At 74.3% G+C, this 21,882-nt stretch carries 23 protein-coding genes; 12 read left to right on the top strand and 11 right to left on the bottom strand.

The genetic code is table 11. From position 1 onward, the window contains the following. The coding region (locus E1300_RS33660; RefSeq protein ID WP_242619554.1) for an FGGY family carbohydrate kinase at positions 1-837 on the bottom strand (837 nt) is incomplete at its 3' end. 102 nt (positions 838-939) lie between these two features. Then, entirely contained in the window at positions 940-1,764 is an 825-nt protein-coding gene (locus tag E1300_RS33655) for an MIP/aquaporin family protein (protein WP_131761145.1), read from the bottom strand. A gap of 314 nt (positions 1,765-2,078) precedes the next feature. Here E1300_RS33655 and E1300_RS33650 point away from each other — a divergent pair, with 314 nt between their 5' ends. Both E1300_RS33650 and glpK read left to right on the top strand, forming a co-directional pair. Next, entirely contained in the window at positions 2,079-2,846 is a 768-nt protein-coding gene (locus E1300_RS33650; RefSeq protein ID WP_131761144.1) for an IclR family transcriptional regulator, read from the top strand. A 27-nt stretch (positions 2,847-2,873) separates the two neighbouring features. Then, complete coding sequence (gene glpK, locus E1300_RS33645) at positions 2,874-4,400, top strand: glycerol kinase GlpK (protein WP_131761143.1); 1,527 nt, start codon at positions 2,874-2,876, stop codon at positions 4,398-4,400. 63 nt (positions 4,401-4,463) lie between these two features. On the opposite strand, the gene E1300_RS33640 is transcribed toward glpK, so the two are convergent. Beyond that, positions 4,464-5,615 (bottom strand): acyl-CoA dehydrogenase family protein, encoded by a 1,152-nt coding sequence (locus E1300_RS33640; RefSeq protein WP_207400096.1) that lies wholly within the window; start codon positions 5,613-5,615, stop codon positions 4,464-4,466. 123 nt (positions 5,616-5,738) lie between these two features. Between E1300_RS33640 and E1300_RS33635 the strand changes: the two genes are divergently transcribed. The 4 genes from E1300_RS33635 (at position 5,739) to E1300_RS33620 (ending at position 9,756) form a co-directional block, all read left to right on the top strand. Then, positions 5,739-6,434: a GntR family transcriptional regulator gene (locus E1300_RS33635; RefSeq protein ID WP_131761142.1), complete on the top strand. Its 696-nt coding sequence runs from the start codon at positions 5,739-5,741 to the stop codon at positions 6,432-6,434. Between the two features lie 70 nt (positions 6,435-6,504). Then, positions 6,505-7,695: an acyl-CoA dehydrogenase family protein gene (locus E1300_RS33630; protein ID WP_131761141.1), complete on the top strand. Its 1,191-nt coding sequence runs from the start codon at positions 6,505-6,507 to the stop codon at positions 7,693-7,695. Next, on the top strand, positions 7,692-8,882 hold the full coding sequence (locus E1300_RS33625; protein ID WP_165503110.1) for a CaiB/BaiF CoA transferase family protein: 1,191 nt from the start codon (positions 7,692-7,694) through the stop codon (positions 8,880-8,882). The genes E1300_RS33630 and E1300_RS33625 overlap by 4 nt, the downstream gene beginning before the upstream one ends. 19 nt (positions 8,883-8,901) lie before the next feature. After that, the gene (locus E1300_RS33620; RefSeq protein ID WP_131761140.1) at positions 8,902-9,756 is read left to right on the top strand and encodes a helix-turn-helix transcriptional regulator; all 855 of its coding nucleotides are present in this window, start codon (positions 8,902-8,904) and stop codon (positions 9,754-9,756) included. Between the two features lie 33 nt (positions 9,757-9,789). Here the strand turns inward: E1300_RS33620 and E1300_RS33615 are convergent, their stop codons facing one another. Further along, positions 9,790-10,320: a YbaK/prolyl-tRNA synthetase associated domain-containing protein gene (locus E1300_RS33615; protein WP_131761139.1), complete on the bottom strand. Its 531-nt coding sequence runs from the start codon at positions 10,318-10,320 to the stop codon at positions 9,790-9,792. Continuing rightward, positions 10,310-10,612: an ArsR/SmtB family transcription factor gene (locus tag E1300_RS33610; RefSeq protein ID WP_131761138.1), complete on the bottom strand. Its 303-nt coding sequence runs from the start codon at positions 10,610-10,612 to the stop codon at positions 10,310-10,312. Before E1300_RS33610 ends, E1300_RS33615 begins: the two co-directional genes overlap by 11 nt. A 174-nt stretch (positions 10,613-10,786) precedes the next feature. On the opposite strand from E1300_RS33610, the gene E1300_RS33605 reads away from it, so the two are divergent. Together E1300_RS33605 and E1300_RS33600 are read left to right on the top strand one after the other, a co-directional pair. Further along, positions 10,787-11,797, top strand: coding sequence for an aldo/keto reductase (locus E1300_RS33605; protein ID WP_131761137.1), 1,011 nt, complete (start codon positions 10,787-10,789; stop codon positions 11,795-11,797). Between the two features lie 68 nt (positions 11,798-11,865). Continuing rightward, positions 11,866-12,861, top strand: coding sequence for a quinone oxidoreductase family protein (locus E1300_RS33600; protein ID WP_242619553.1), 996 nt, complete (start codon positions 11,866-11,868; stop codon positions 12,859-12,861). A gap of 53 nt (positions 12,862-12,914) precedes the next feature. On the opposite strand, the gene E1300_RS33595 is transcribed toward E1300_RS33600, so the two are convergent. Beyond that, complete coding sequence (locus tag E1300_RS33595) at positions 12,915-13,490, bottom strand: peroxiredoxin-like family protein (protein WP_131761136.1); 576 nt, start codon at positions 13,488-13,490, stop codon at positions 12,915-12,917. A gap of 85 nt (positions 13,491-13,575) precedes the next feature. On the opposite strand from E1300_RS33595, the gene E1300_RS33590 reads away from it, so the two are divergent. After that, entirely contained in the window at positions 13,576-14,190 is a 615-nt protein-coding gene (locus E1300_RS33590) for a TetR/AcrR family transcriptional regulator C-terminal domain-containing protein (protein WP_131761135.1), read from the top strand. Between the two features lie 31 nt (positions 14,191-14,221). Here the strand turns inward: E1300_RS33590 and E1300_RS33585 are convergent, their stop codons facing one another. The 4 genes from E1300_RS33585 to E1300_RS33570 are packed head-to-tail and all read right to left on the bottom strand — an operon-like array spanning position 14,222 to position 17,671. Then, positions 14,222-15,307, bottom strand: a complete 1,086-nt coding sequence (locus E1300_RS33585) for an NAD(P)H-dependent flavin oxidoreductase (RefSeq protein ID WP_131761147.1) — start codon at positions 15,305-15,307, stop codon at positions 14,222-14,224. Between the two features lie 8 nt (positions 15,308-15,315). Beyond that, complete coding sequence (locus E1300_RS33580) at positions 15,316-16,074, bottom strand: CoA-transferase subunit beta (protein WP_242619552.1); 759 nt, start codon at positions 16,072-16,074, stop codon at positions 15,316-15,318. Beyond that, positions 16,071-16,928, bottom strand: coding sequence for a CoA transferase subunit A (locus E1300_RS33575; protein ID WP_131761134.1), 858 nt, complete (start codon positions 16,926-16,928; stop codon positions 16,071-16,073). Before E1300_RS33575 ends, E1300_RS33580 begins: the two co-directional genes overlap by 4 nt. Further along, positions 16,925-17,671, bottom strand: coding sequence for an enoyl-CoA hydratase family protein (locus E1300_RS33570; RefSeq protein ID WP_131761133.1), 747 nt, complete (start codon positions 17,669-17,671; stop codon positions 16,925-16,927). Before E1300_RS33570 ends, E1300_RS33575 begins: the two co-directional genes overlap by 4 nt. A gap of 64 nt (positions 17,672-17,735) precedes the next feature. On the opposite strand from E1300_RS33570, the gene E1300_RS33565 reads away from it, so the two are divergent. Both E1300_RS33565 and E1300_RS33560 read left to right on the top strand, forming a co-directional pair. Further along, on the top strand, positions 17,736-18,539 hold the full coding sequence (locus E1300_RS33565; protein WP_131761132.1) for an SDR family oxidoreductase: 804 nt from the start codon (positions 17,736-17,738) through the stop codon (positions 18,537-18,539). Further along, complete coding sequence (locus E1300_RS33560; protein WP_131761131.1) at positions 18,536-19,444, top strand: SDR family oxidoreductase; 909 nt, start codon at positions 18,536-18,538, stop codon at positions 19,442-19,444. Before E1300_RS33565 ends, E1300_RS33560 begins: the two co-directional genes overlap by 4 nt. Here the strand turns inward: E1300_RS33560 and E1300_RS33555 are convergent. Continuing rightward, positions 19,429-20,742, bottom strand: coding sequence for an acyl-CoA dehydrogenase family protein (locus E1300_RS33555; protein WP_131761130.1), 1,314 nt, complete (start codon positions 20,740-20,742; stop codon positions 19,429-19,431). The genes E1300_RS33560 and E1300_RS33555 overlap by 16 nt on opposite strands. 671 nt (positions 20,743-21,413) lie before the next feature. Between E1300_RS33555 and E1300_RS33550 the strand changes: the two genes are divergently transcribed. Continuing rightward, positions 21,414-21,882: hypothetical protein (locus tag E1300_RS33550; RefSeq protein ID WP_131761129.1), on the top strand; the 469-nt coding region annotated here is incomplete at its 3' end.

The raw sequence follows: 21,882 nt of genomic DNA, 5'->3' as shown, positions 1-21,882 counted from the left end.
CGTGTTGAGCAGCAGGAAGTTGCCGGTGCCGTAGGTGTTCTTGGCCTCGCCGGGCGCGAAGCACACCTGCCCGACCGTCGCGGCCTGCTGGTCGCCGAGCGCGGCGGTGAGCGGCACCTCGCCGCCGAGCGGCCCGCCGGGGCGGGTCAGCCCGTAGGCGTCCGAGGCCGACGACGGCCTGATCTCCGGCAGCATCGCCCGCGGGATATCGAAGAAGGACAGGAGCTCGTCGTCCCAGTCGAGGGTCTCCAGGTCCATCAGCATCGTGCGGCTGGCGTTGGTCACGTCGGTGACGTGCACGCCGCCGTCCGTCCCGCCGGTGAGGTTCCACAGGACCCACGTGTCGGTCGTGCCGAAGATCGCGTCACCGCGCTCGGCGGCCTCGCGGACCCCGTCCACGTTCTCCAGGATCCACTGGATCTTCCCGCCGGAGAAGTACGTGGCCGGAGGCAGCCCCGCCTTGCGGCGGATCACGTCGCCCTTGCCGTCGCGCTCCAGGGCGGAGGCGATGCGGTCGGTGCGGGTGTCCTGCCAGACGATCGCGTTGTAGTAGGGGCGCCCGGTCCGCCGGTTCCACACCAGCGTGGTCTCGCGCTGGTTGGTGATCCCGAACGCGGCCAGGTCCTCGTGGCCGAGGTTGGCCTTGTTGAGGGTGCTCTCGATGACCGCGCGGGTCCGCTCCCAGATCTCGGTGGGGTTGTGCTCGACCCATCCCGCGCGGGGCAGGATCTGCTCGTGTTCGAGCTGGTGGCGCGCGATCTCGTTCCCGCCGTGATCGAAGATCATGAAGCGGGTGCTGGTCGTGCCCTGGTCGAGCGCTCCTACGAAGTCAGCCATGTGCGAGGTCTCCTGCTGGTTCGGACACTGCCTGCGGACGGGAAAGGGCCTGTGAACGGGACGGGTCCCGCGGGCGAAGAACGGCCAGCGGCCCGGGGCCGGTCATGCCGCCTCGTACTCGGGCTCGACCTCGGCGGCGGGCGCGGGCTCGTCCCCGGCGGGCAGGAAGCGCCCGATCAGGACCTTGTAGAGGCCGGCGCCGAGCACGCCGCCGATGAGCGGGCCGACGATCGGGACCCAGAAGTAGAGGTCGCCGTTCTGGTCCCGCCACGCGCTCCCGTAGCCGGTGAGGAACGAGGCGAGGCGCGGGCCGAAGTCGCGCGCGGGGTTGATCGCGTAGCCGGCGTCGGTGCCCCACGCCATCCCGATCGCGACGACCAGGAGGCCGATGATGAGCGGGCCGAGGTTCGCCAGCGGCGGGGAGTTGCGGATGTCGGTGACCGCCTTGATCACGAAGAGCAGGATCGCGGTGCCGATGACCTGGTCGCGGAACGCGCCCCAGGTGCTGATCGGGAGCGTGCCGTTGCCGGGCAGCGTCGAGAACACGCCCTGCGTCTTGATGGTGTGGCCGGGATCGGCCTTGGCGAGCACCTCGGTGTAGTTCCACCGGACGATCAGCGCCGCGAGGAACGCCCCGGCGGTCTGCGCGGCGATGTAGGGCGCCGCCTTGCGCCAGGAGAACTCCTTGAACACCGCGAGCGCGACCGTCACGGCCGGGTTGAGGTGCGCCCCGCTGATGCGGGCCGCGACGTAGACGCCCAGGGTGACGCCCAGGCCCCAGGCCCAGGCGATGCTGTCGTGGTCGCCGATCCCGGCGCCCGCCACCTGGGCGACGACGCCGACGCCGAACAGGATGAGGATCAGGGTGCCGGCGAACTCCGCGGCGAGTTCGCCGGCGAGGGTCGGGATCTTCGGTCGTTCCGCCATGTGCGCTCCTCGGCGAGCGGGGGTGGACGCGGGCCCGCGTCCGGGGGGACGCGGGCTGATGCCGAGCCAGGCGGCGCCGCGGCCCGTTCCGGGGCCGCGGTTCCGTGCGGCTGGCTGGACGGTAGATCCCGTTTGGGCGCGTTACAACACGCGCGTGCCGACAATGTCGAACACTTTCGCCTCCGCTCGGTGGCGGTTACCCTCCCCCCTGTGCAGCAGATCACAGAATCCGGGCAGTTCGGGGCGGCTGAGGCGGTGATGACGACGGCTGCCGACATTGTCGGCACCTTGTTCGCGCGGCTACCATCCGTGGCATGCCCGGACCTGTGCAGTCGATCGAGCGGGCCGCCGCGATCCTGCGGCTGCTCGCCGCGAGCTCGGGCCGGCTCGGGGTCGGGGAGATCGCCAGCTCGCTGGGGCTCGCGCGGGGCACCGCGCACGGGATCCTGCGCACCCTCGAACGCGTCGGGTTCGTCGAGCAGGACGGCGGCACCGGCAAGTACCAGCTCGGCGCCGCCCTGCTGCACCTCGGCACGAGCTATCTGGACGTCAACGAGCTGCGCTCGCGGGCGATCAACTGGGCCGACGCGCTGGCCTCGCGCAGCGGCGAGGCCGTCCGGATCGGGACGCTGCTGGACGGGCGCGTCCTGGTCGTCCACCACGTGTTCCGCCCGGACGACACGCTCCAGGCCATGGACGTCGGCACGCTGCTGCCGCTGCACGCCACCGCGCTCGGCAAGGCGCTGCTGGCCCACGACGCGAACGCGGCCGCCTCGATCCGCGACACCGTCCTGGAGCCGTACTGCCGGCGCACCATCACCGAGCCGAGGGAGCTCGCCCGGGCCGCCACCCGGGTCCGCGAGAACGGCTGGGCCGCCGAGGTGGAGGAGCTGTCCATCGGCGAGGCCGGCATCGCGGCGCCGATCCGCGGCTACGGGGGCCTCGTCGTCGGCGCCATCGGGATCTCCGGCGCCGTCGAGCGGATCTGCGACGCCCGGCGCGTGCCGGAGGCGCGGCTCGTGGCGTTCGTGCGCGACGCGGCCCGCGCGGTCTCCCGGGACCTCGGCGGCTCGCGCTGGTGAGAGACGCCCCGGGGGAGGGGGCCCACCGTGACCGAACGCTACGTGATGTCGATCGACCAGGGCACGACCTCGACGCGCTGCATCCTGTTCGACCACGGGGGCCGCCTCGTGTCGGTGGCGCAGCGCGAGCACCGGCAGCACTTCCCGAAGCCCGGCTGGGTCGAGCACGACCCCATGGAGATCTGGCGGAACCTGGAGCGCATCGCCCCGGAGGCGCTCGCGCAGGCCGGCGCCACCGCGGACCAGGTCGCCGCGGTCGGCATCGCCAACCAGCGCGAGACGACCGTCCTGTGGGACCGGGCGACCGGCGTCCCGATCGGCCGCGCGATCGTCTGGCAGGACCTGCGCACCGGTCCCCTCGTGGACGAGCTGGCCCGCGCCCCCGGCGCCGCGGCCGTCACCGAGCGGAGCGGCCTGCCGCTCGCCACCTACTTCTCCGCGCCGCGCGTCCGCTGGATGCTCGACCACACCCCCGGCCTGCGGGAGCGGGCCGAGCGCGGCGAGGTCCTGTTCGGCACGATGGAGAGCTGGCTGATCTGGAACCTCAGCGGCGGCCCCGACGGCGGCGTCCACGTCACCGACGTGACCAACGCCAGCCGCACGCTCCTCATGGACCTGCACACCCTGACCTGGGACGACGGCCTGCTCGACTTCTTCGGCGTGCCGAAGGCGATGCTGCCGGAGATCCGCTCGTCCACGGAGACCTACGGGACGGCGCGGAGGGTGTTCCCCGGCGTCCGCATCGGCGCCGCGCTCGGCGACCAGCAGGCGGCGCTGTTCGGGCAGACGTGCTTCTCGCCGGGCGAGACCAAGTGCACCTACGGCACCGGCGCGTTCCTGCTGATGAACACCGGGACGACGCCGGTGCGCTCGGACAACGGGCTGCTCACCACCGTCGGCTACAAGATCGGCGACGAGCCGGCCGTGTACGCGCTGGAGGGCTCGATCGCCGTCACCGGCGCGCTCGTGCAGTGGTTCCGGGACGGGCTCGGGCTGATCGGCACCGCCCCGGAGATCGAGACGCTGGCCCGGGGGGTGGACGACAACGGCGGCTGTTACATCGTCCCGGCGTTCTCCGGGCTGTTCGCGCCGCACTGGCGCAGCGAGGCCCGCGGGATCATCGTCGGCCTCACGTCCTACATCACCAAGAACCACCTGGCGCGGGCCGTGCTGGAGGCCACCGGCTGGCAGACCCGCGAGGTCGTGGACGCCATGAACCGCGACTCCGGGCTCAGCCTGCGGGAGCTGAAGGCCGACGGGGGCATGACGTCCGACAACCTGCTCATGCAGATCGTCGCGGACGTCCTGAACGTGCCCGTGGCCCGGCCGATGGTGGTCGAGACGGTGTCGCTCGGCGCCGCCTACGCCGCGGGCCTCGCGGTCGGCTACTGGGCGGGGCTGGAGGGGCTGCGCCGCAACTGGCACCGCGCGGCCCGCTGGGTCCCGGCGATGGACCCGGGGCGGCGCGCCGCCGAGTACGACAACTGGCGCCGGGCGGTGGAGCGCACCTTCGACTGGATCCGCGCCGGCGAGAACCCCGGCGACGCACCGTAGGACGCGCTGTAGGACGCGCCGGGCGGGGCGTGCCCGGCGCGCCCGGCCGGCCCGGGGTGCCCGTCAGATGCGGTGCCGCTCGACGAGCTGCTTGACGATCACGTTGCGCTGGATCTCGTTCGTCCCCTCGCCGACGATCATCAGCGGCGCGTCGCGGAAGTACCGCTCGATGTCGAACTCGGTGGAGTAGCCCGCCGCGCCGTGGATGCGCACGGCGTTCAGCGCGATCTGCATCGCCGCCTCGGAGGCGTACAGCTTCGCCATGCCCGCCTCCATGTCGCAGCGCTCGCCCGCGTCGAGGCGCTCGGCGGCGTCCAGGGTCAGCAGCCGCGCCGCGCGGAGCTGCGTCGCCATGTCGGCGAGGTAGTTGCCGATCGACTGGTGCCGCCAGATGGGCTTGCCGAACGCCTCGCGCTCCTGCGCGTAGCGGAGCGAGTCCTCCAGCGCGGCGCGGCCGACGCCGAGCGCCCGCGCCGCCACCTGGATGCGGCCGACCTCCAGCCCGCGCATCATCTGCGCGAAGCCGCGGCCCTCCGCGCCGCCGAGCACCGACCCGGGCGGCGCCTCGTAGCCGTCGAACGCCAGCTCGCAGCTCTCCACGCCCTTGTAGCCGAGCTTCGGCAGGTCGCGGGAGACGGTCAGGCCGGGGCCCGGCTCGACCAGCAGGACGCTGATCCCGCGGTGCCGCGGCACGGCGTCCGGGTCGGTCTTGCAGAGCAGCGCGATCAGCCCGGACGTGCGCGCGTTGGTGATCCACATCTTGGCGCCGTCGATCACGTGCCCGCCGCCCCGGGGCCGCGCGGTCGTCGTCATGGCCTGGAGGTCCGAGCCGCCGGACGGCTCGGTCAGCGCCATCGTCGCGCGCAGCTCGCCGGTGGCCATGCGCGGCAGGTAGCGCTCCTTCTGCTCGTCCGTCCCGAAGACGGCCAGGAGGTGCGAGACGACGGTGTGCCCGCCGAACGCCCCGGCGAGCGTCATCCAGCCGCGGGCGAGCTCCTCGGTGACCATGGCGTAGCAGACCTTGGAGACGCTCGCCTCGCCGTACGGCTCGGGCACCGCCAGCCCGAAGACACCGAGCTCCTTCATGCGGTCGATCAGCTCCGCGGGATAGGCGCCCGCGTGCTCCAGGCCGCGGGCCGCGGGCCGGACCTCCCGGTCGACGAAGCCGGCGACGACCTCGACGATCGCGCGCTCCTCGGCGCTCAGCTCGAACACGGCGCCCGCCCCCTCCCGCCCGATGTCCTATTTCATATATTTGATAGCGGACCGGTCGGCTGTCAACGGCGCGCGTACATAATGTGACCACGCAGGGACGTCACGCAGGCGCGCGGGGAGGCGATGGCAGTGGCCCGGACCGGTGAGCCCGCCCTCGGCCGGCGCCGCCAGCTCAGCGACGAGGTCGCCGCGTACGTCCGCGAGCTCATCATGGCGGGCCGGGTCCGGCACGGGGAGTTCCTGCGGCTGGAGCGCATCGCCGACGACCTCGGGATCAGCGTCACGCCCGTCCGCGAGGCCCTGCTGTCGCTGCGCGGCGAGGGCTTCGTCACGCTGGAGCCGCGCCGCGGCTTCATGCCCGCCCCGCTCAGCAGGCAGGACGTCCAGGACCTGTTCGAGGCGCAGGCCTACTTCGCGGGCGTGCTCGCCGCCCGCGCCGCCGAGCGGATCACCGCGGCCGAGCTGGAGTCCCTGGAGCGGACGCAGGCGCTGCTGGAGCGGGCGTCCGCCGCGCGGGACCCCGAGGGCATCGAGCGCGCCAACCACGAGTTCCACCGGGTGATCAACCTGTGCGCGGGGTCGCCGAAGACGTCCTGGCTGCTCCAGCTCGTCGTCCGGTACGCGCCGCGCCGGTTCTACTCCAGCATCCACGGCTGGAGCCAGGCGTCGGTCGACGACCACCGGCTCGTCCTCGCCGCGCTGCGGGAGGGCGACGCCGACGCCGCCCGGCGGGCGATGCGCGCGCACATCCGGCACGCCGGCGCGCTGCTGGTCGTCCATCTGGAGGCCCAGGGGTTCTGGGAGGCCCAGGAGGGGTGACGCCTCCGGGCGCCCCTTCCGCAACGCACCCCGGCACTCATATCGTATAAAAAATTTCCGGGGAGGGGCGATGGGCGGACGGAACGCGGGCAGGCTCCAGCAGACCTACGGGCTGTCGGACGAGCAGCGGGAGATCATCGCGACGGTGCGGGCCTTCGTCGACCGGGAGGTCCTGCCCGTCGCCACGGACCTGGAGCACGCGGACGCGTACCCGCAGGCGATCGTGGACGGCATGCGCGACCTCGGGCTGTTCGGCCTGACGATCGCCGAGGAGCACGGCGGGCTCGGCCAGTCCCTGCTGACGTACGCGCTGGTGGTCGAGGAGCTGTCGCGCGGCTGGATGAGCGTCTCCGGGATCGTCAACACGCACTTCATCGTCGCGTGGATGATCGCCCACCACGGCACCGGCGCCCAGCGGGCGCACTACCTGCCGAGGATGGCGGCGGGCGAGGTCCGCGGCGCGTTCTCGATGTCGGAGCCCGGCTGCGGCTCCGACGTCTCGGCGATCCGGACCCGGGCCGTCCCGGACGGCGGCGACTACGTGATCGACGGCCAGAAGATGTGGCTGACCAACGGCGGCTCGGCGAACCTCGTCGCGACGCTCGTCAAGACCGACCCGGACGCCGGCCACCGGGGCATGACCACGTTCCTCGTCGACAAGGAGCCCGGCTTCGGCGAGGTCGCGCCCGGCCTCACCGTCCCCGGCCGGATCGAGAAGATGGGCTACAAGGGCGTCGACACCACCGAGCTGGTCTTCGACGGGTACCGCGTCCCGGCCGGGCAGATCCTCGGCGGGGCGCCGGGCCGCGGCTTCTACCAGATGATGGACGGCGTCGAGGTCGGCCGCGTCAACGTCGCGGCCCGCGGCTGCGGCGTCGCGCGGCGCGCCTACGAGCTGGCCGTGGACTACGCCCGGCGGCGCGAGACGTTCGGCCGGCCGATCGCCGAGCACCAGGCCGTGCTGTTCCGGCTGGCGGAGATGGCGACCAAGGTCGAGGCGGCCCACCAGATGATGGTCATGGCCGCGCGCCGCAAGGACTCCGGCGAGCGCAACGACCTGGAGGCCGGCATGGCCAAGTACCTCGCCAGCGAGTACTGCAAGGAGGTCGTGGAGGACGCGTTCCGCATCCACGGCGGCTACGGCTACTCCAAGGAGTACGAGATCGAGCGGCTCTACCGCGAGGCGCCCATGCTCCTCATCGGCGAGGGCACCGCCGACATCCAGAAGATGATCATCGGGCGGAGGCTGCTCGAATCGTGAACGCCCTACCGCTGGCGGGCATCACCGTCGTGGCGCTGGAGCAGGCCGTGGCGGCGCCGTTCGCCACGCGCCAGCTCGCCGACCTCGGCGCGCGGGTCATCAAGGTCGAGCGGCCGGACGGCGGCGACTTCGCCCGCGCCTACGACGCGGGCGTGCGGGGCGGCCTCGGGACGCACTTCGCCTGGCTCAACAGGTCGAAGGAGTCGGTGGCGCTCGACGCGAAGCGGCCCGAGGGGCGCGCCATCCTCGGCGAGCTGGTCGCGGGCGCCGACGTGTTCCTGCAGAACCTCGCGCCGGGCGCGGCGGAACGGCTCGGCTTCGGCGCCGCGCGGCTGCGCGCGGAGCACCCGCGGCTGATCACGGTCGACATGTCCGGCTACGGGTCGCGCGGGCCGTACCGCGACAAGCGCGCCTACGACATGCTCGTCCAGGCCGAGGCGGGATTGATCTCGGTGACCGGCACCCCCGAGACGCCGGTGAAGGCCGGGTCCCCGCTGGCCGACATCGCCGCCGGGATGTACGCCTTCTCCGGGACGCTCGCGGCGCTCGTCCGCCGCGGCACCACGGGGGAGGGCGCCGCGATCGAGGTCGCGATGTTCGACGCGGTCGCCGAGTGGATGGGGCAGGCGATGTACACGACGCTCTACACCGGGGCGCCGCCGCCGCGCTCGCGGCTGAGCCATCCCGTGATCGCCCCGTACGACGCCTACCCGACGGCGGACGGGCCCGACGTCGTGATCGGCGTCCAGAACGACCGCGGGTGGGCGGCCCTCGCGACGGGCGTGCTGGACCGGCCGGACCTCGTCACCGACCCCCGCTACGCGACGAACCGGGCGCGGGTGGAGCACCGCGCGGAGGTCGACGCGATCGTCGGCGCCGCCACGTCCGCGATGCCCCGCGCCGAACTGCTGCGGCGGCTCGACGAGGCGGGCGTCCCGAACGCGTCGCTGAACGACGGACACGGGCTGATCGCCCATCCGCAGCTCGCCGAACGGGACCGCTGGCGGGAGGTGCAGTCGCCGGTCGGCCCCCTCCGCGCGCTGCTGCCGCCGATCACGTTCACGGACGCGGAGCCCCGCATGGACCCGATCCCCGCGCTCGGCGAGCACACCGACGCCGTCCTGCGTGAGCTCGGCCGCGACGCCGCGACGATCGCCCGCCTGCGCGCCGGCGCGGTGGTCGCGTAGCGGGGGATATCGTGGCGGTATGCCCAGCAGTGCCACCGCCCCCGACCGCCGCCGCGACGAGATGCGCGACTTCCTGCGGACCCGCCGCGCCCGGCTGGCGCCCGCCGACGTCGGCATGCCGGACGTGGGGCGGCGCCGGACTCCGGGGCTGCGCCGCGAGGAGGTCGCGGTGCTCGCCGGGGTCGGGGTGTCCTGGTACACGTGGCTGGAGCAGGGCCGCGACATCAAGGTGTCCGGGGACGTCCTGGACGCGATCGCCCGCGCGCTGCGGCTGGACGAGGCCGAGCGCGAGCACCTCTACCTGCTGGCCGGGCTCAACCCGCCGCGGGCGGCCGCCGGACCGGCCGTCCCGGTCACGCCGGAGCTGCTGCGCGTCCTGGACGCCTGGTCGCCGCGCCCGGCCTACATCCGCGACCGGCACTGGAACTTCGTCGCGATCAACGACGCCGCCCGGGAGGTGTTCGGGTACGGCGACATCGACCACAACTGCCTGGTCAGCTTCTTCACGAACGTGCGCTACCGGTCGACGAACACGCGGTGGGCCGCGTCGGCGCCCGGTCTCGTCGCGCGGTTCCGCGCCGACGCCGCCCGCTACCCGGACGACCCGGAGTTCGCCCGGATCGCCGCGGACATGGCGGCCGCCAGCCCCGAGTTCGCCGAGCTGTGGGCCCGCCACGAGGTGAGCACCGAGACGCGCGCCGTCAAGGCGATCCGGCATCCGGAGGCGGGCGAGATGACCTTCGAGGCGACGCTGCTGCCGCTCGCCGACCGGCCCGGCCAAAGCATGGTGCTGCACAACCCCCGTCCGGGCACGGGCACCCAGGAGCGCCTTGAGAAGCTGATGGCCCGCGCCCGCCTCGCCCACGCGAGCTGACCGCGCCCCGGCCGGCCGCGGGTCGGCCGCCGCTCAGGAGGCGGTGGTGATGGGAGCGACGCGGGGCGCGGCGATGCGCCGGTAGTCGTCGGTGTGCAGGGCGACCGAGCGGTCCAGCCGGGCGGCGTTGAAGTACAGCTCCGGCGCGCGCAGCAGCGCCGGGTCGGCGATGACCTCCAGCCTCGGGTGGTAGCCGAAGGGCAGGACGGTGCCGCTGACGCTGCCGGCCAGCTCCTCGGCCTTCTCGCGGCCCGCGAAGGCGGCGTAGGTGCCGTCCAGGAGGTCCTTGACGGCCTGGAGGTCGAGGCGGGCGTCGCCGGGCACCACGGCCAGGACGTACCGGGTCCGCTTCTTGCCGGCCTTCACCATCACGACCAGGCACTTGGCGGCGTGCGCGACGTCGTGCCCGCGCATGGCGCTGACCAGGTCGGTGCGGCCCTCGGCCGGATGGTCGATCAGCCGGTAGCGCGCCCCGGCCGCGTCCAGGTCCGCGATGAGCCGCTCGTAGAGCTCCGCGGGCCGTCCGTCGGGGGACGCCGCGGCGTCCTTGAGTTCACCATTCACCGCTCAGCAACTCCTTCGCGTGCGCGATCCGCTCCTCGTCGCGCCGGTAGAACACCCACTGCTTGATCTTCGTGCCGCGCACCAGCCCGGCCCGGGAGAGCACCCGGAGGTGCTCGCCGCAGGTCGGCTGGCTCACGCCGAGCTTCTGCGCGAGGAACAGCGAGCACACGCCGTCCTCGACCAGGTCGCCGTCGCGCTGCGGCGGGAAGTGTCGCTCCGGGTCGCGCAGCCACTCCAGGATCAGCAGGCGCTTGTCGTTGGCCAGCGCCTTCACCAGGTCCACGTCCAGCACTGAGCCAGTATGGCAATTTGCTAATTGCCTGTCTACCGGAACACGGGAGGGTGGTGGTGGCAGGCCCAGGATGAGCCGACTCTGTTCGCCCTCCCGGCCGCGGAGCAGCATCGTCACCGGCGGCCCGGTTCGCGGCCGCCTGAGGGACGGCACTGACGGAGGAGTTGAAGGGCCATGAGGAACCGGGACTTCGCGGGGACGCCGGTCGGCGCGGTCGGACTCGGCTGCATGGGCATGAGCTGGGCCTACAGCGAGTCGGAGCGGGACGACGAGGCGTCGGTCGCGCTGATCCGCGAGGCGCTGGACCTGGGCGTGACGTTCCTGGACACCGCCCAGCCGTACGGCGACGGCCACAACGAGTCGCTCGTCGGCCGCGCGCTCGCCGGGCGGCGCGGCGAGGCGGTGGTCGCCACCAAGACCGGGCTGGTCGTCGAGGACCTCGCGACGCGCCGGATCGGGCGGCGGGGCACCCCCGAGCACGTCAAGGCGTCCGCCGAGGAGAGCCTGCGCCGCCTCGGTACGGACGTGATCGACCTGTACTACCTGCACCGCGTCGACCCGGCGGTGCCGCTGGCCGACACCTGGGGCGCGATGGCCGAGCTGGTCGCCGAGGGCAAGGTCCGGCACCTGGGCCTGTCGGAGGTCGGCGTCGCGCAGGCGGCGGAGGCGCACGCGATCCACCCGGTCGCGGCCGTCCAGTCGGAGCTCTCGCTGTGGACGCGCGACGCGATGGGCGCGCCCGGCGGGGTCGCGGGCACGCTCCCCGGCGAGACCGGCGCGAGCGCGGACGGCCCGGGCGACGTGGTCGGCTGGTGCGCGGCCAACGGCGCCGTGTTCGTCCCGTTCTCGCCGCTCGGCCGGGGCTTCCTCACCGGGACCGTCACCGGCACCGACTTCGAGGACACCGACTTCCGCGGCGGCAACCCGCGCTTCCAGGAGGAGGCGCTCAAGGCCAACCTGCGCATCGTGGACGTCGTGAAGGCGGTCGCCGCGCGCCGCGGCGCCACCCCGGCGCAGGTGGCCATCGCCTGGACGCTCGCCCAGGGCGACCACGTCATCCCGATTCCCGGCACGAAGAAGTCCCGCTACCTGCGCGACAACGCGGGCGCGGCCGACCTCGACCTCACCGCCGCGGACCTGGCCGAGCTGGACGGCGTCCCCGCGGCCGTCGGGGACCGGTACTGACGGGGCCCGGACCGGTGGGGCCGGACAAGGTGGCAGAGTCGATGCTAACGATCTTGAAGGAGCGATCCATGGAGGCGGAACCGATGAAGGCGGTCACCATCCCCGAGTTCGGGGGAGCGGACGTGCTGCGGGTCGACGAGGTGAAGGTCCCGGAGCCCGGACCCGGCCAGGTGTCGATCGACGTGGCCTACGCGGGTGCCAACTTCGCCGAGGTGCTCTACCGGCAGGGCGTCGTGGACGTCCCGCTGCCGTTCGTCCCCGGCATCGAGGTGTCCGGCCACGTGCGGGCAGTCGGCCCCGAGGTCGAGGGGCTGCGGCCGGGGCAGCCCGTGGCCGCGCTCACGATCGTGGACAGCGGAGGGTACGCCGAGGTGGTCGTCACCTCGGCGGACCTCGTCGCCCCGCTGGACGGCCTCGACCTGGGCCTGGACGTCGCGGCGGCGCTGCCGTCCAACAGCACCACCGCGTTCCTCGTGCTGGACCGCGTGGCGCGCATCGAGCCGGGCGAGACCGTGCTCGTGCACGCCGCCGCCGGGGGCGTGGGCAGCCAGCTCGGGCAGGCCGCCCGCCTGCTCGGCGCGGGACGCGTCGCCGGGACCGTCGGCGGCGCGGCCAAGGTCGCGACCGCGCGCGGATTCGGCTACGACGACGTCGTCCTGCGCGGCGAGCTGCCGGACCGGGTGGGCGAGCTGACCGGCGGGCGCGGCTTCGACATCGTGGTGGACATGGTCGGCGGCCCCGCCCGGCGCGCGAGCCTGGACGCGCTCGCCCCGATGGGCCGCATGGTCGTCATGGGCAACGCCTCCGGCGCGGACGACGTGGGCGTCCCGGCGAACGAGCTGTGGTTCACGAACAAGACCGTGTCGGGCTTCAACCTCGCGGCCTTCTCCGGCGGAAACCCGGCCGAGGCGGGCCGGGCGCTCCGTCGCGCCGTCGCGGCGGCCGCGTCCGGCGAGCTGCGGGTCCAGGTGGAGACGCTGCCCCTGGCGGACGCGGCCGAGGCGCACCGCCGCATCGAGTCGGGCTCGACCACGGGCAAGCTCGTCCTCGCCGTCCGCGGCTGACGGCGGCCGCGCGGCCAGGGTGTTCAGGGCACTTCCGGCGGCGGGCCGCCGGGTCAGGACTCCTTGGACGCCACGGGGGCCTGCGCGGCCAGGGACAGCAGCTCGTCCACCGACCACTGGTCGTAGGCGTGCTCGCCGTACTTGACCGCGGCGACGCGGCCGTCCGGGGTGATGAGGAAGTCGGCGGGCAGGCCGAGGCGGCCGCCCGCCGGCCTGGACGCGGGCAGCCGCTCGCGCCCGCGGAGCACCTGCCAGGTGCCGGTGAGGAGCGCCCGGGCGATCGGGCCCCAGGCCCGCGGGTCGAGCAGCGCGCGGCGGGACGACCCGACGCCGAACTCGGCGTACAGCTTCTGGCGCGGGTCGCCGACCACGGGGAACGGCAGGCCCTCGGCGTGCGGGGCGAGCTCGCCGGCGGGGGAGTGGAAGACCGCGACCTCGCGGATCCCGGCGGCCTCGATCTCGCGGTGCCGGCCGGCGATCGAGCGCAGGTGCAGGTTGCAGACGGGGCAGCCGGCGAACCGCCGGAACTGGAGGTGGACGAGGCCGCCGGGGTCCGGCACGGGGACCGGCGGGCCGTTCACGGGGACGAGGTCGCGGGCGGGGACGTCGGAACCGGGGGTCAGGCGCATGGCACCGTCCTCTCGTAGGTGTACGGCCCTGTAGGCGTACGGCATACGCTTACGATCGTAGGCGTATACCGTACGCTGTCAACTCATGCCCCGTCCCCGCTCGCTCAGCCCGGCGCGGATCGCCGCCGCCGCCCTCGCCGTCATCGACCGCGACGGCCTCGCCGGCCTGTCCATGCGCGCCGTCGCGAAGGAGCTGGGGATGAGCACGATGGCGCTCTACCGCTACGTGCGCGACCGGGAGGAGCTCGAAGGGCTCGTGCTGGAACTGGCCCTGGAGGAGGTCGATCCCACGCCCCCACCCAGCGGGTCGTGGGACGCCCGGGTCGAGGCCATGGCGCTGCGCATCCGGGACGTGCTCGGCGCCCACCCCGAGATCGTCCCGCTGACCCTCACGCACCGGCACAGCTCGCCCGGCCTGCTGCGCTGGTCGGAGACGGTGGCGGGGATCCTCGCCACCGGCGGCCTGCGCGGCGCCGACCGGGTCGTCGCGCTGCGCGCGCTCCTCGCCTACCTGATCGGCGCGATCCAGATGGAGCGCCTCGGGCCGCTGTCCGGCGCGGGGACAGACGTCATCGCCGCCCTCCCGCGCTCGGAGTACCCGTACATGGCGGACACGGCCCGGCACGCCGGTGCGATCGGTCCCGACGAGGAGTTCCGCCGCGGTCTCCAGGCGGTCCTGCGCGGCCTCGGGGCGTCTTGACCGCGAGCCGTCCTGGTAGCCCTCCTGGGAATCAGCGGACGAGCAGGGCCTGCTGGGCGGCGATCGCCTCGGCGGCGCCCCGCACGATGCCGCCGATCAGGTCCGCGCAGGTCGGCAGGTCGTCGATCACCCCGACGACCTGGCCGGACGCCATCACGCCGAGGTCGGGGCGGCCGTCCACCATGGCGGCCCGCAGCAGCATCGGCGTGTTGGCCGCCATCAGCACCTGCGACCAGGACAGGTCCTTGCCGTGCTTCATCGCCCGGCCGTCGGCGATCATCGCGCGCCACGACATGCCCGAGATCCGGCGGAACCGGGCGCCGTTGCGCAGCGCCCGCAGCAGCCCGCCGACCCGGCCGGAGCGCTCCAGCACGTCGACCAGCTCGCTGCGCAGGACGCGGTGCGGCATCCCGTCCACCTGCCGGGTGACGACGGTCTCGGCGGCGCCGAGGTAGACGCGCTTGACCGCGTCCGGGACGGAGCTGTCGGCGGTGAGCAGGAAGCGGGTGCCCATCGCCACGCCCGCGGCCCCGTAGGCGAGCGCGGCGGCGAGGCCGCGGCCGTCGAAGAAGCCGCCCGCGGCGATCACCGGGACGTCCACCGCGTCCACGACCTGCGGCAGCAGCAGCGTCGTGGCGACGGCGCCGGTGTGCCCGCCGCCCTCGCCGCCCTGGACCAGCACCGCGTCCGCGCCCCAGGCGGCGACCTTCTCCGCGTGCCGCCGCGCGCCCACCGACGGGATCACCACGACGCCCGCGTCCTTCAGCCGGGCGATCAGCTCCCGCTTCGGCGCGAGCGCGAACGAGGCGACCCGCACGCCCTCCTTGACGAGGAGGTCGATGCGGTCGCCCGCGTCGCCGGCGTCCGCCCGCAGGTTCACCCCGAACGGGGCGTCCGTGCGCTCCTTGACCTCGCGGACGGCCCCGGCGAGCTGGTCGAGCGTCATCGTCGCCGAGGCGAGGATCCCGAGGCCCCCGGCGTTCGCGACGGCGGTGACGAGCCGCGGCCCGGCCACCCAGCCCATGCCGGTCTGGACGACGGGGTGCCGCACGCCGGTGAGCCGGGTCAGCGGCGTGTCGAGCACCTGCGCGCCCGCCCCGGTGATGCCTCCGGTCATGCCCCCGGTCACGCGGGCACCTCGCGTTCGCGCAGCCCCTTCGGGTCAAGGACCTCCCGCATGACGCGCAGCTCCTCGGCGTCCGGCAGGCGCGTCTCCGGTACGTGATCGGGGACGGTGAGGTCGAAGCCCGTCGCGGCCACCACCTCCTGGACGGTCACGCCCGGATGCACCGACCGCAGCCGCATCCGCCGCTCGGGCGTCGCGAAGTCGAGGACGGCGAGGTTGGTCACCACGGCGCGGATCTCGTGCGCGCCGCGGTCCCAGCCGACGCCGCTGACGAAGTCGACCTTCTCGGTGAAGACGCGCGGCGAGTGCTTCGGCACCCAGTAGCTCGTCGTGTTGAGCAGCGTGTTGCCCGGGCCGCCGCGCGATCCGAGGAGCTGCCGCGCGGGCCGCTCCCAGTCGCCGATGCAGGAGATGTTGGTGTTGCCGTGCGCGTCGATCTGGCTCGGGCCCATGACGACGTGCCGCCGCCCGTTGAGCACCAGCCACAGGTGGTCGCGGAACGGCAGCCAGCCCTCGGCCGCGTCCGCCTGCGTCCCGAGCGGGACGGGCCGGGCGCTGAGCACCGGCCCGCCGTCGGTGGTCAGCAGGTCGGGCTCGAAGGTCGCGCGCGCGAGCCGGGAGCCCAGCATCGGCACGAACCCGGCGACCGCCGCCGCGACGATCTCCCCGTCCCCGCGGAACAGCTCCGCGCAGGCGACCGCGCAGACCTCCGCCCTGGTGGCGTCGATACCGACGTCGCTACCGGTCTGCGTGGTCACTGCTCCTCCTGCCAGCGTCGGACGGCGTCCTGGTAGTCGGCCTCGTCGCCGGACAGGAAGCGGTCGCGGAACGCCGCCCACTGCTCCTCGTCCGCCGCCGCCTTCGCGTACAGCCGCTGGAACGCCTCGTCGCGGCGCTGGTCGGGCTCGCAGTCGGTGAAGTGCGCGCCGTTCGGCGTCTCCACGACGCCCGCCACCTGCGACCGGCTGATCAGCAGCGACTGCGGCGGCCCCTCCTTGCCGAGGTCGGCCGTGTCGACGATCCGCTCGCACGAGACGTAGGTGCGGTCGGCGGCCTTGGCGAACAGGTCGTCCATGTAGGGGTCGGGCCCGAGGTACTGGGCGTTGCCGCGGGCGTCGGCCCGGTTCATGTGCACCAGCGCGGCGTCCATCGTCAGGGCGGGGACGGCGACGAGCTCCCGGCCGTCGGCGTACGGCGAGCGGACCGTCCGCAGCTCGGGGTTCACGCGCATCACGTCCGAGCCGAGCCCGACCGGCGTCGGCAGGAACGGCAGCCGGTGCGCCGCCGCGTACAGCCCGAACATGAACATGCCCTCGTCGTACTCCGTCAGCGCGATCGCGCCCGACTCACGCGCCCGCCGGAAGTGCGGCTCCAGCGGGATCGAGTCCAGCGTGACGAACGCCGTGACCAGCCGCCGCACCTTCCCGGCGGCGCACAGCAGCCCGACGTCCGGCCCGCCGTAGGAGACGACGGTCAGGTCGGTGACGTCCGACCGGCACAGCGCGCGGACGAGCGCCATCGGCTTGCGCCGCGAGCCCCAGCCGCCGATCCCGAGCGTCATGCCGCTCTCCAGCGTGCCGACGGCCTCGTCGGCGGACATGACCTTGCTCATCGCGCCTCCCGCCCGACGAAGGCGTCGCGGTGCGCGTCGCCCGCGCCGACGAGGTTCAGCTCGAAGGTGAAGCCCTGCTCGTAGCGGTAGCTGCGGCGGACGTCGACCGGGTCGATGCCGTTCAGCGACTCCTTGGCCCGCCGGATCACGTACCGGTCCTTGGCGGCGATCGCCGCGGCGACCTCCAGGGCCTTGGCGCGCAGCCCGTCCCCGGGGACGACCTCCAGCACCGAGCCGTGGTGGTGCAGCTCGGCGGCGGTGACGTTGCGGCACGTGTAGACCATCGCGCGCATCAGGTGCTGCGGGACGAGCCGCGCCAGGTGAGTGGCGGCGCCGAGCGCGCCCCGGTCGACCTCCGGCAGGCCGAAGTAGGCGTCCTCGGACGCGACGACGATGTCGGCGTTGCCCGCGAGGCCGACGCCGCCGCCGAGGCAGTATCCGTGGACGGCGGCGACCACGGGGACCTCGCAGTCGTAGACGGCGGCGAACGCCGCGAAGCAGCCGCGGTTGGCGCCGACCAGCGCGGTGTGGCCCTCGGTGCGCTGCATCTCCTTGATGTCGACCCCGGCGTTGAACCCGCGCCCCTCGGCGCGCAGCACGACCGCGCCGACCTCCGGGTCGCGGCCCGCCGCGAGGACCGCGCCGGCCAGCTCGTACCAGCCCGCCACGGTGAGCGCGTTGACCGGCGGCGCGTCCACGACGATCTCGGCGACCCCGTCCAGGGTCGTGGTGGAGACTCCCATGCGCTACCTTTCCACCAAACATTTGTTAGAACAGACGGTAGCAGAGGGGCGCGGAGGAGGCGGGATGTCACTGGCGCTGGACCTGTCGGGCCGGACCGTCGTGGTCACCGGGGGCGTGCGCGGGGTCGGCGCCGGCATCAGCCGCGCCTTCCTGGAGGCGGGCGCCGACGTCGTCGCGGTCGCCCGGCGCGAGCCGGAGGCCCTCCCGGAGGCGGCGGGCCGGACGGCGCGGTTCGTCTCCCTGGACGTGCGCGACCCCGACGCCGTGCAGGCGTTCGCCGACGGCCTCGACGACGTCCACGTCCTCGTCAACAACGCCGGCGGCGGGCCGTTCGCGCCGCTCGCCGAGCGCGAGCTGCGCGTCCACCTCAAGATCCTCGAACTCAACCTGACCGCGCCGCTGATCATGGCGCGGGCGGTGTACACGGCGATGCGCGCCCGGGGGCACGGCGGCTCGGTCGTCAACATCGGCAGCGTGAGCGGCGTCCGCCCGTCGCCGGGCACCGCCGCCTACGGCGCCGCGAAGGCCGGCCTGGACAGCCTCACCCGGTCCCTCGCCGTCGAGTGGGCGCCGCACGTCCGGGTCAACTCGATCACGGTCGGCATGGTCCGCACCGAGCAGGCCCACCTCCACTACGGCGACGAGGCGGGCGTCGCCGCCGTCGAGCGGACCGTCCCGGCGGGCCGGATGGCCGACCCGTTCGAGGTCGGCGCCGCCTGCGTGTACCTCGCCTCCGACCTCGCCGCCTACGTCACCGGGTCCAGCCTCCTGCTGCACGGCGGCGGCGAGCGCCCCGCCTTCCTGGACGCGGCGACCGCGAACCGGCCGCCCGCCGGAACCGAACCGCCAGCGAAGGAGTCGCGATGATCTGCAAGGACCGCGTGGTCGCCGTCACCGGCGCCGGACGGGGCCTCGGCCGCGCCCACGCCCTGGAGTTCGCCCGCCAGGGCGCGCACGTCGTGGTGAACGACCTCGGCGTGGCCCGCGACGGCACCGGCGGCGCGTCCGAGGGGCCGGCGCACGACGTCGTGAAGGAGATCGAGGCGCTCGGCGGGCGCGCCGTCGCCAGCACCGACGACATCGCGACGGACGCGGGCGCCGCCGCCCTCGTCCGCACCGCGGTCGAGGCGTTCGGGCGCCTCGACACGCTGGTCAACAACGCCGGGTTCCTCCGCGACCGCATGCTGGTCAACCTGTCCGAGGACGAGTGGGACGCGGTCGTGCGCGTCCACCTGAAGGGCCACTTCCTGCCGCTCAAGCACGCCGGGCTGCACTGGCGGGCCGAGAGCAAGGCGGGCCGCCCGGTGGACGCCCGGGTCGTCAACACCTCGTCCGGGGCAGGGCTCCTCGGCAGCGTCGGCCAGGGCAACTACTCGGCCGCCAAGGCGGGCATCGTCGGGCTGACGCTGGTCGCCGCCGCCGAGCTCGGCCGGTACGGGGCCGCGGTGAACGCCATCGCGCCCGCCGCCCGCACCCGGATGACCGAGGAGGTGTTCGCGCAGACGATGGCGGCCCCCGCCGAGGGCGAGTTCGACGCGATGGCCCCGGAGAACGTGTCGCCGCTGGTCGTCTGGCTCGGCTCGGCGGAGTCGCGCGGCGTCACCGGCCGGGTCTTCGAGGTGGAGGGCGGCCGGATCTGCGTGATGGACGCCTTCCGGCACGGACCCTCCGCCGACAAGGGCGCCCGCTGGGACCCGTCCGAGATCGGCGAGGTCGTCGGCGGGCTGCTCGCGCAGGCCCCGGAGCCGGAACCGGTCTACGGCGCCGGCTGATCCGTGCCCGCGCCGCCGGGGGCGCGCCCGTCCCCGGCGACGCCGGTGCCGTGCCCGTCGCCCGCGCTCCGGGGGACGGGCCGCTTCGGGCGGCTCCGCGGGCCCGACTCGTCCGCGCCGATCTCCGGGGCCAGCGGGACGCCGAGCGCGGTCGCGCCGATCAGCTCGGCGGCGCTGCGGTCGTCGAACGGCAGGAACCGCCCGGCCTGGACGTCCCGCCACATCCGCTCGAACGGGGCCGCGCGGGTGAAGCCCTCGCCGCCCAGCACGCCCGCGAGGCGCTGCACGACCGCGATCGCGTTGGCGGTGCAGGCGCGCCGCACCAGGGCGCAGCGCGCGAACCCCTCCTGGACCGAGAGCCCCTGCGCGAGCAGCCCGCCGAGCACCTCGTCGGCGTGCCGGTACAGCAGCGCGCGCGAGCTCTCCAGCAGCGCCTCGCACTCGGCGACCGCGTCGCGCACCCGCACGTCGCCGGTCGCCCCGCGCCGCACGACGTGGCCGGTCACGTACTCCAGCGCGCCGAGCGCCACACCGTTGTAGACGGCGCCGAACGCGGGCATCGCCCAGGCGAACACCGTCTGGAGCACGGTCGCGTCGAAGTGGCCGACGGGCAGCGAGTGGACGAGCGCGTCGTCGGGCACGAACACGCCGTCGAGCTCGACGTCGTTGCTCTGCGCACCGCGCATCCCGAGCGCGTCCCACGTCGGCAGCACGGTGAGCCCGGGGGAGGTGAGCGCGACGCGGAACAGCATCAGCCGCGGCCCGAGGTCCGGATCCTCGTAGCGGGCCGTCGTCGAGCAGTGCGTGGCGATCCCGGTGCTGATGGCGAGGGTCTTGCGGCCGGTCAGCCGGTAGCCGCCCTCGGCGCGCTCCGCGCGGGTCCGCGCGTCGGTGAGGAGGTCCGGCGCGTCCGGCTCGCCGGTGACCGACGCCCAGACCAGCCGTCCCTCGGCGGCCTCGCGCAGCAGCCGCTCCAGCCGCGGGTCGCCGGTGCGCCGCCACACCGCGCCCCACTGCCCGAGCGGGGAGATGTGCGCGGCCGCGGCGAGCGCGGTCGAGCCGTCGGCCGCCGCCAGCCGTTCGAGGACCGGCAGGATCTCCGCCAGCGTGGCGCCCATCCCGCCGAGCTCGATCGGGATCGACAGCCGCAGCAGCCCGGCGTCGCGCAGGTCGTCGAAGTTCTCGCGCGGGAAGGTGTTCGCCTCGTCGTGCGCGGCGGCCCGCTCGGCGAACGGCCCGGTCAGCCGCTCGGCGACGGCCAGGAAGTCGCGCTGCCTGCGGGTGAGCAGCTGTCGCATGGTCCCCTCCCGGGTCCGCTTGCGGGAATCTTCTCATCGCGCCGCGGCCGGTTCCGGACGGGAAATGCGCCCGCGATGCCCTGACCTGTACCGATCTGGGAATCGGGCGGTTCCGGGAAACGGGGTTGTCACCGAACTGGACCGGGACGGGCGGGCGTCGTACCGGGCGAGATCCGGGCAGAAGACCCGGAGGGCGAAGGACCCGGAGAGCAGGTGACGGCCCCATGGCATCCGACCGGCGACCGCCGCGACCCCGCGGCGCGGCGCGACGGGGCCCCGACCACGAGGGGACGTCCGGGTTCCTCGCGGGCGCGCCGCCGCACGTCCCGGCCCCCGGCCAGTACCAGGGTCCGGGCGCCCCTCCGCCCGACCGCCCGCCCGGGCCTGCCGCGGATCACCTGAGTGATCATCCGCAGGACCGCCCGGGCAGCGAGCGCCGCCGGCCGACCTCCTCGCGTCGCGGGTGGAGCCTGTCGCAGCACGGCCTGCGCCTTCCGCGTCCTGCTCCGCGCCCTTCGACTCACGACCCGCACCGTTCGCGTGACGCCCTGAGCCTTCCACGGCACGTCCTGCGCCTTCCGCGTTACGCCCATTCGCGTCACGTCCTGGGCCTTTCGCGGCGCGGCTGGAGCCTCTCGCGCGGTGCTGTTCTCCGGGGAGCGGCCGTCGCCGTGATCGGCCTGCTCACCGGCTTCGCTTTCGCGTCCGGCACGTTCCTTCCCGCGTTGCGGGCGATCGGCTCGCTCCTCGACTTCTACAGCGGCGTCGTCGCGCTCGTGGCGCTGTCGCTCACGGTGATGATCGGCCTGCTGGCCACCGGCCGCACCGTCCTCGCGCCGCGGCACCGGGTCCGCGCGCAGGCCGTCCACCGCGCCACGGCCTTCGTCGCGCTGGCCGCGCTGGTCCCGCACATCGCGGCGCAGCTGGTCCGGCACCGGCTCGGCGCCGTGCAGGCGTTCGTGCCGGTCTCCGGCCGCCACCTGCTCGGCTACGGCCTCGGCACCGCCGCGTTCTACCTGCTCGTCACCGCCGCGGCGAGCGGCATCGCCCGCGGCCGGTTCGCGGGCGGCCGGCGCCCCTGGGCCTGGCGGGCCGTCCACCTCACCGCCTACGCCGCGTGGCCGCCGGCCGTCGCGCACG

Source organism: Actinomadura fibrosa, assembly GCF_900659615.1.
In the GTDB taxonomy this organism is placed as follows: domain Bacteria; phylum Actinomycetota; class Actinomycetes; order Streptosporangiales; family Streptosporangiaceae; genus Spirillospora; species Spirillospora fibrosa.
Note: the sequence above shows the minus strand (reverse complement) of the source record. Positions and strands in the feature narration are given on the sequence as shown.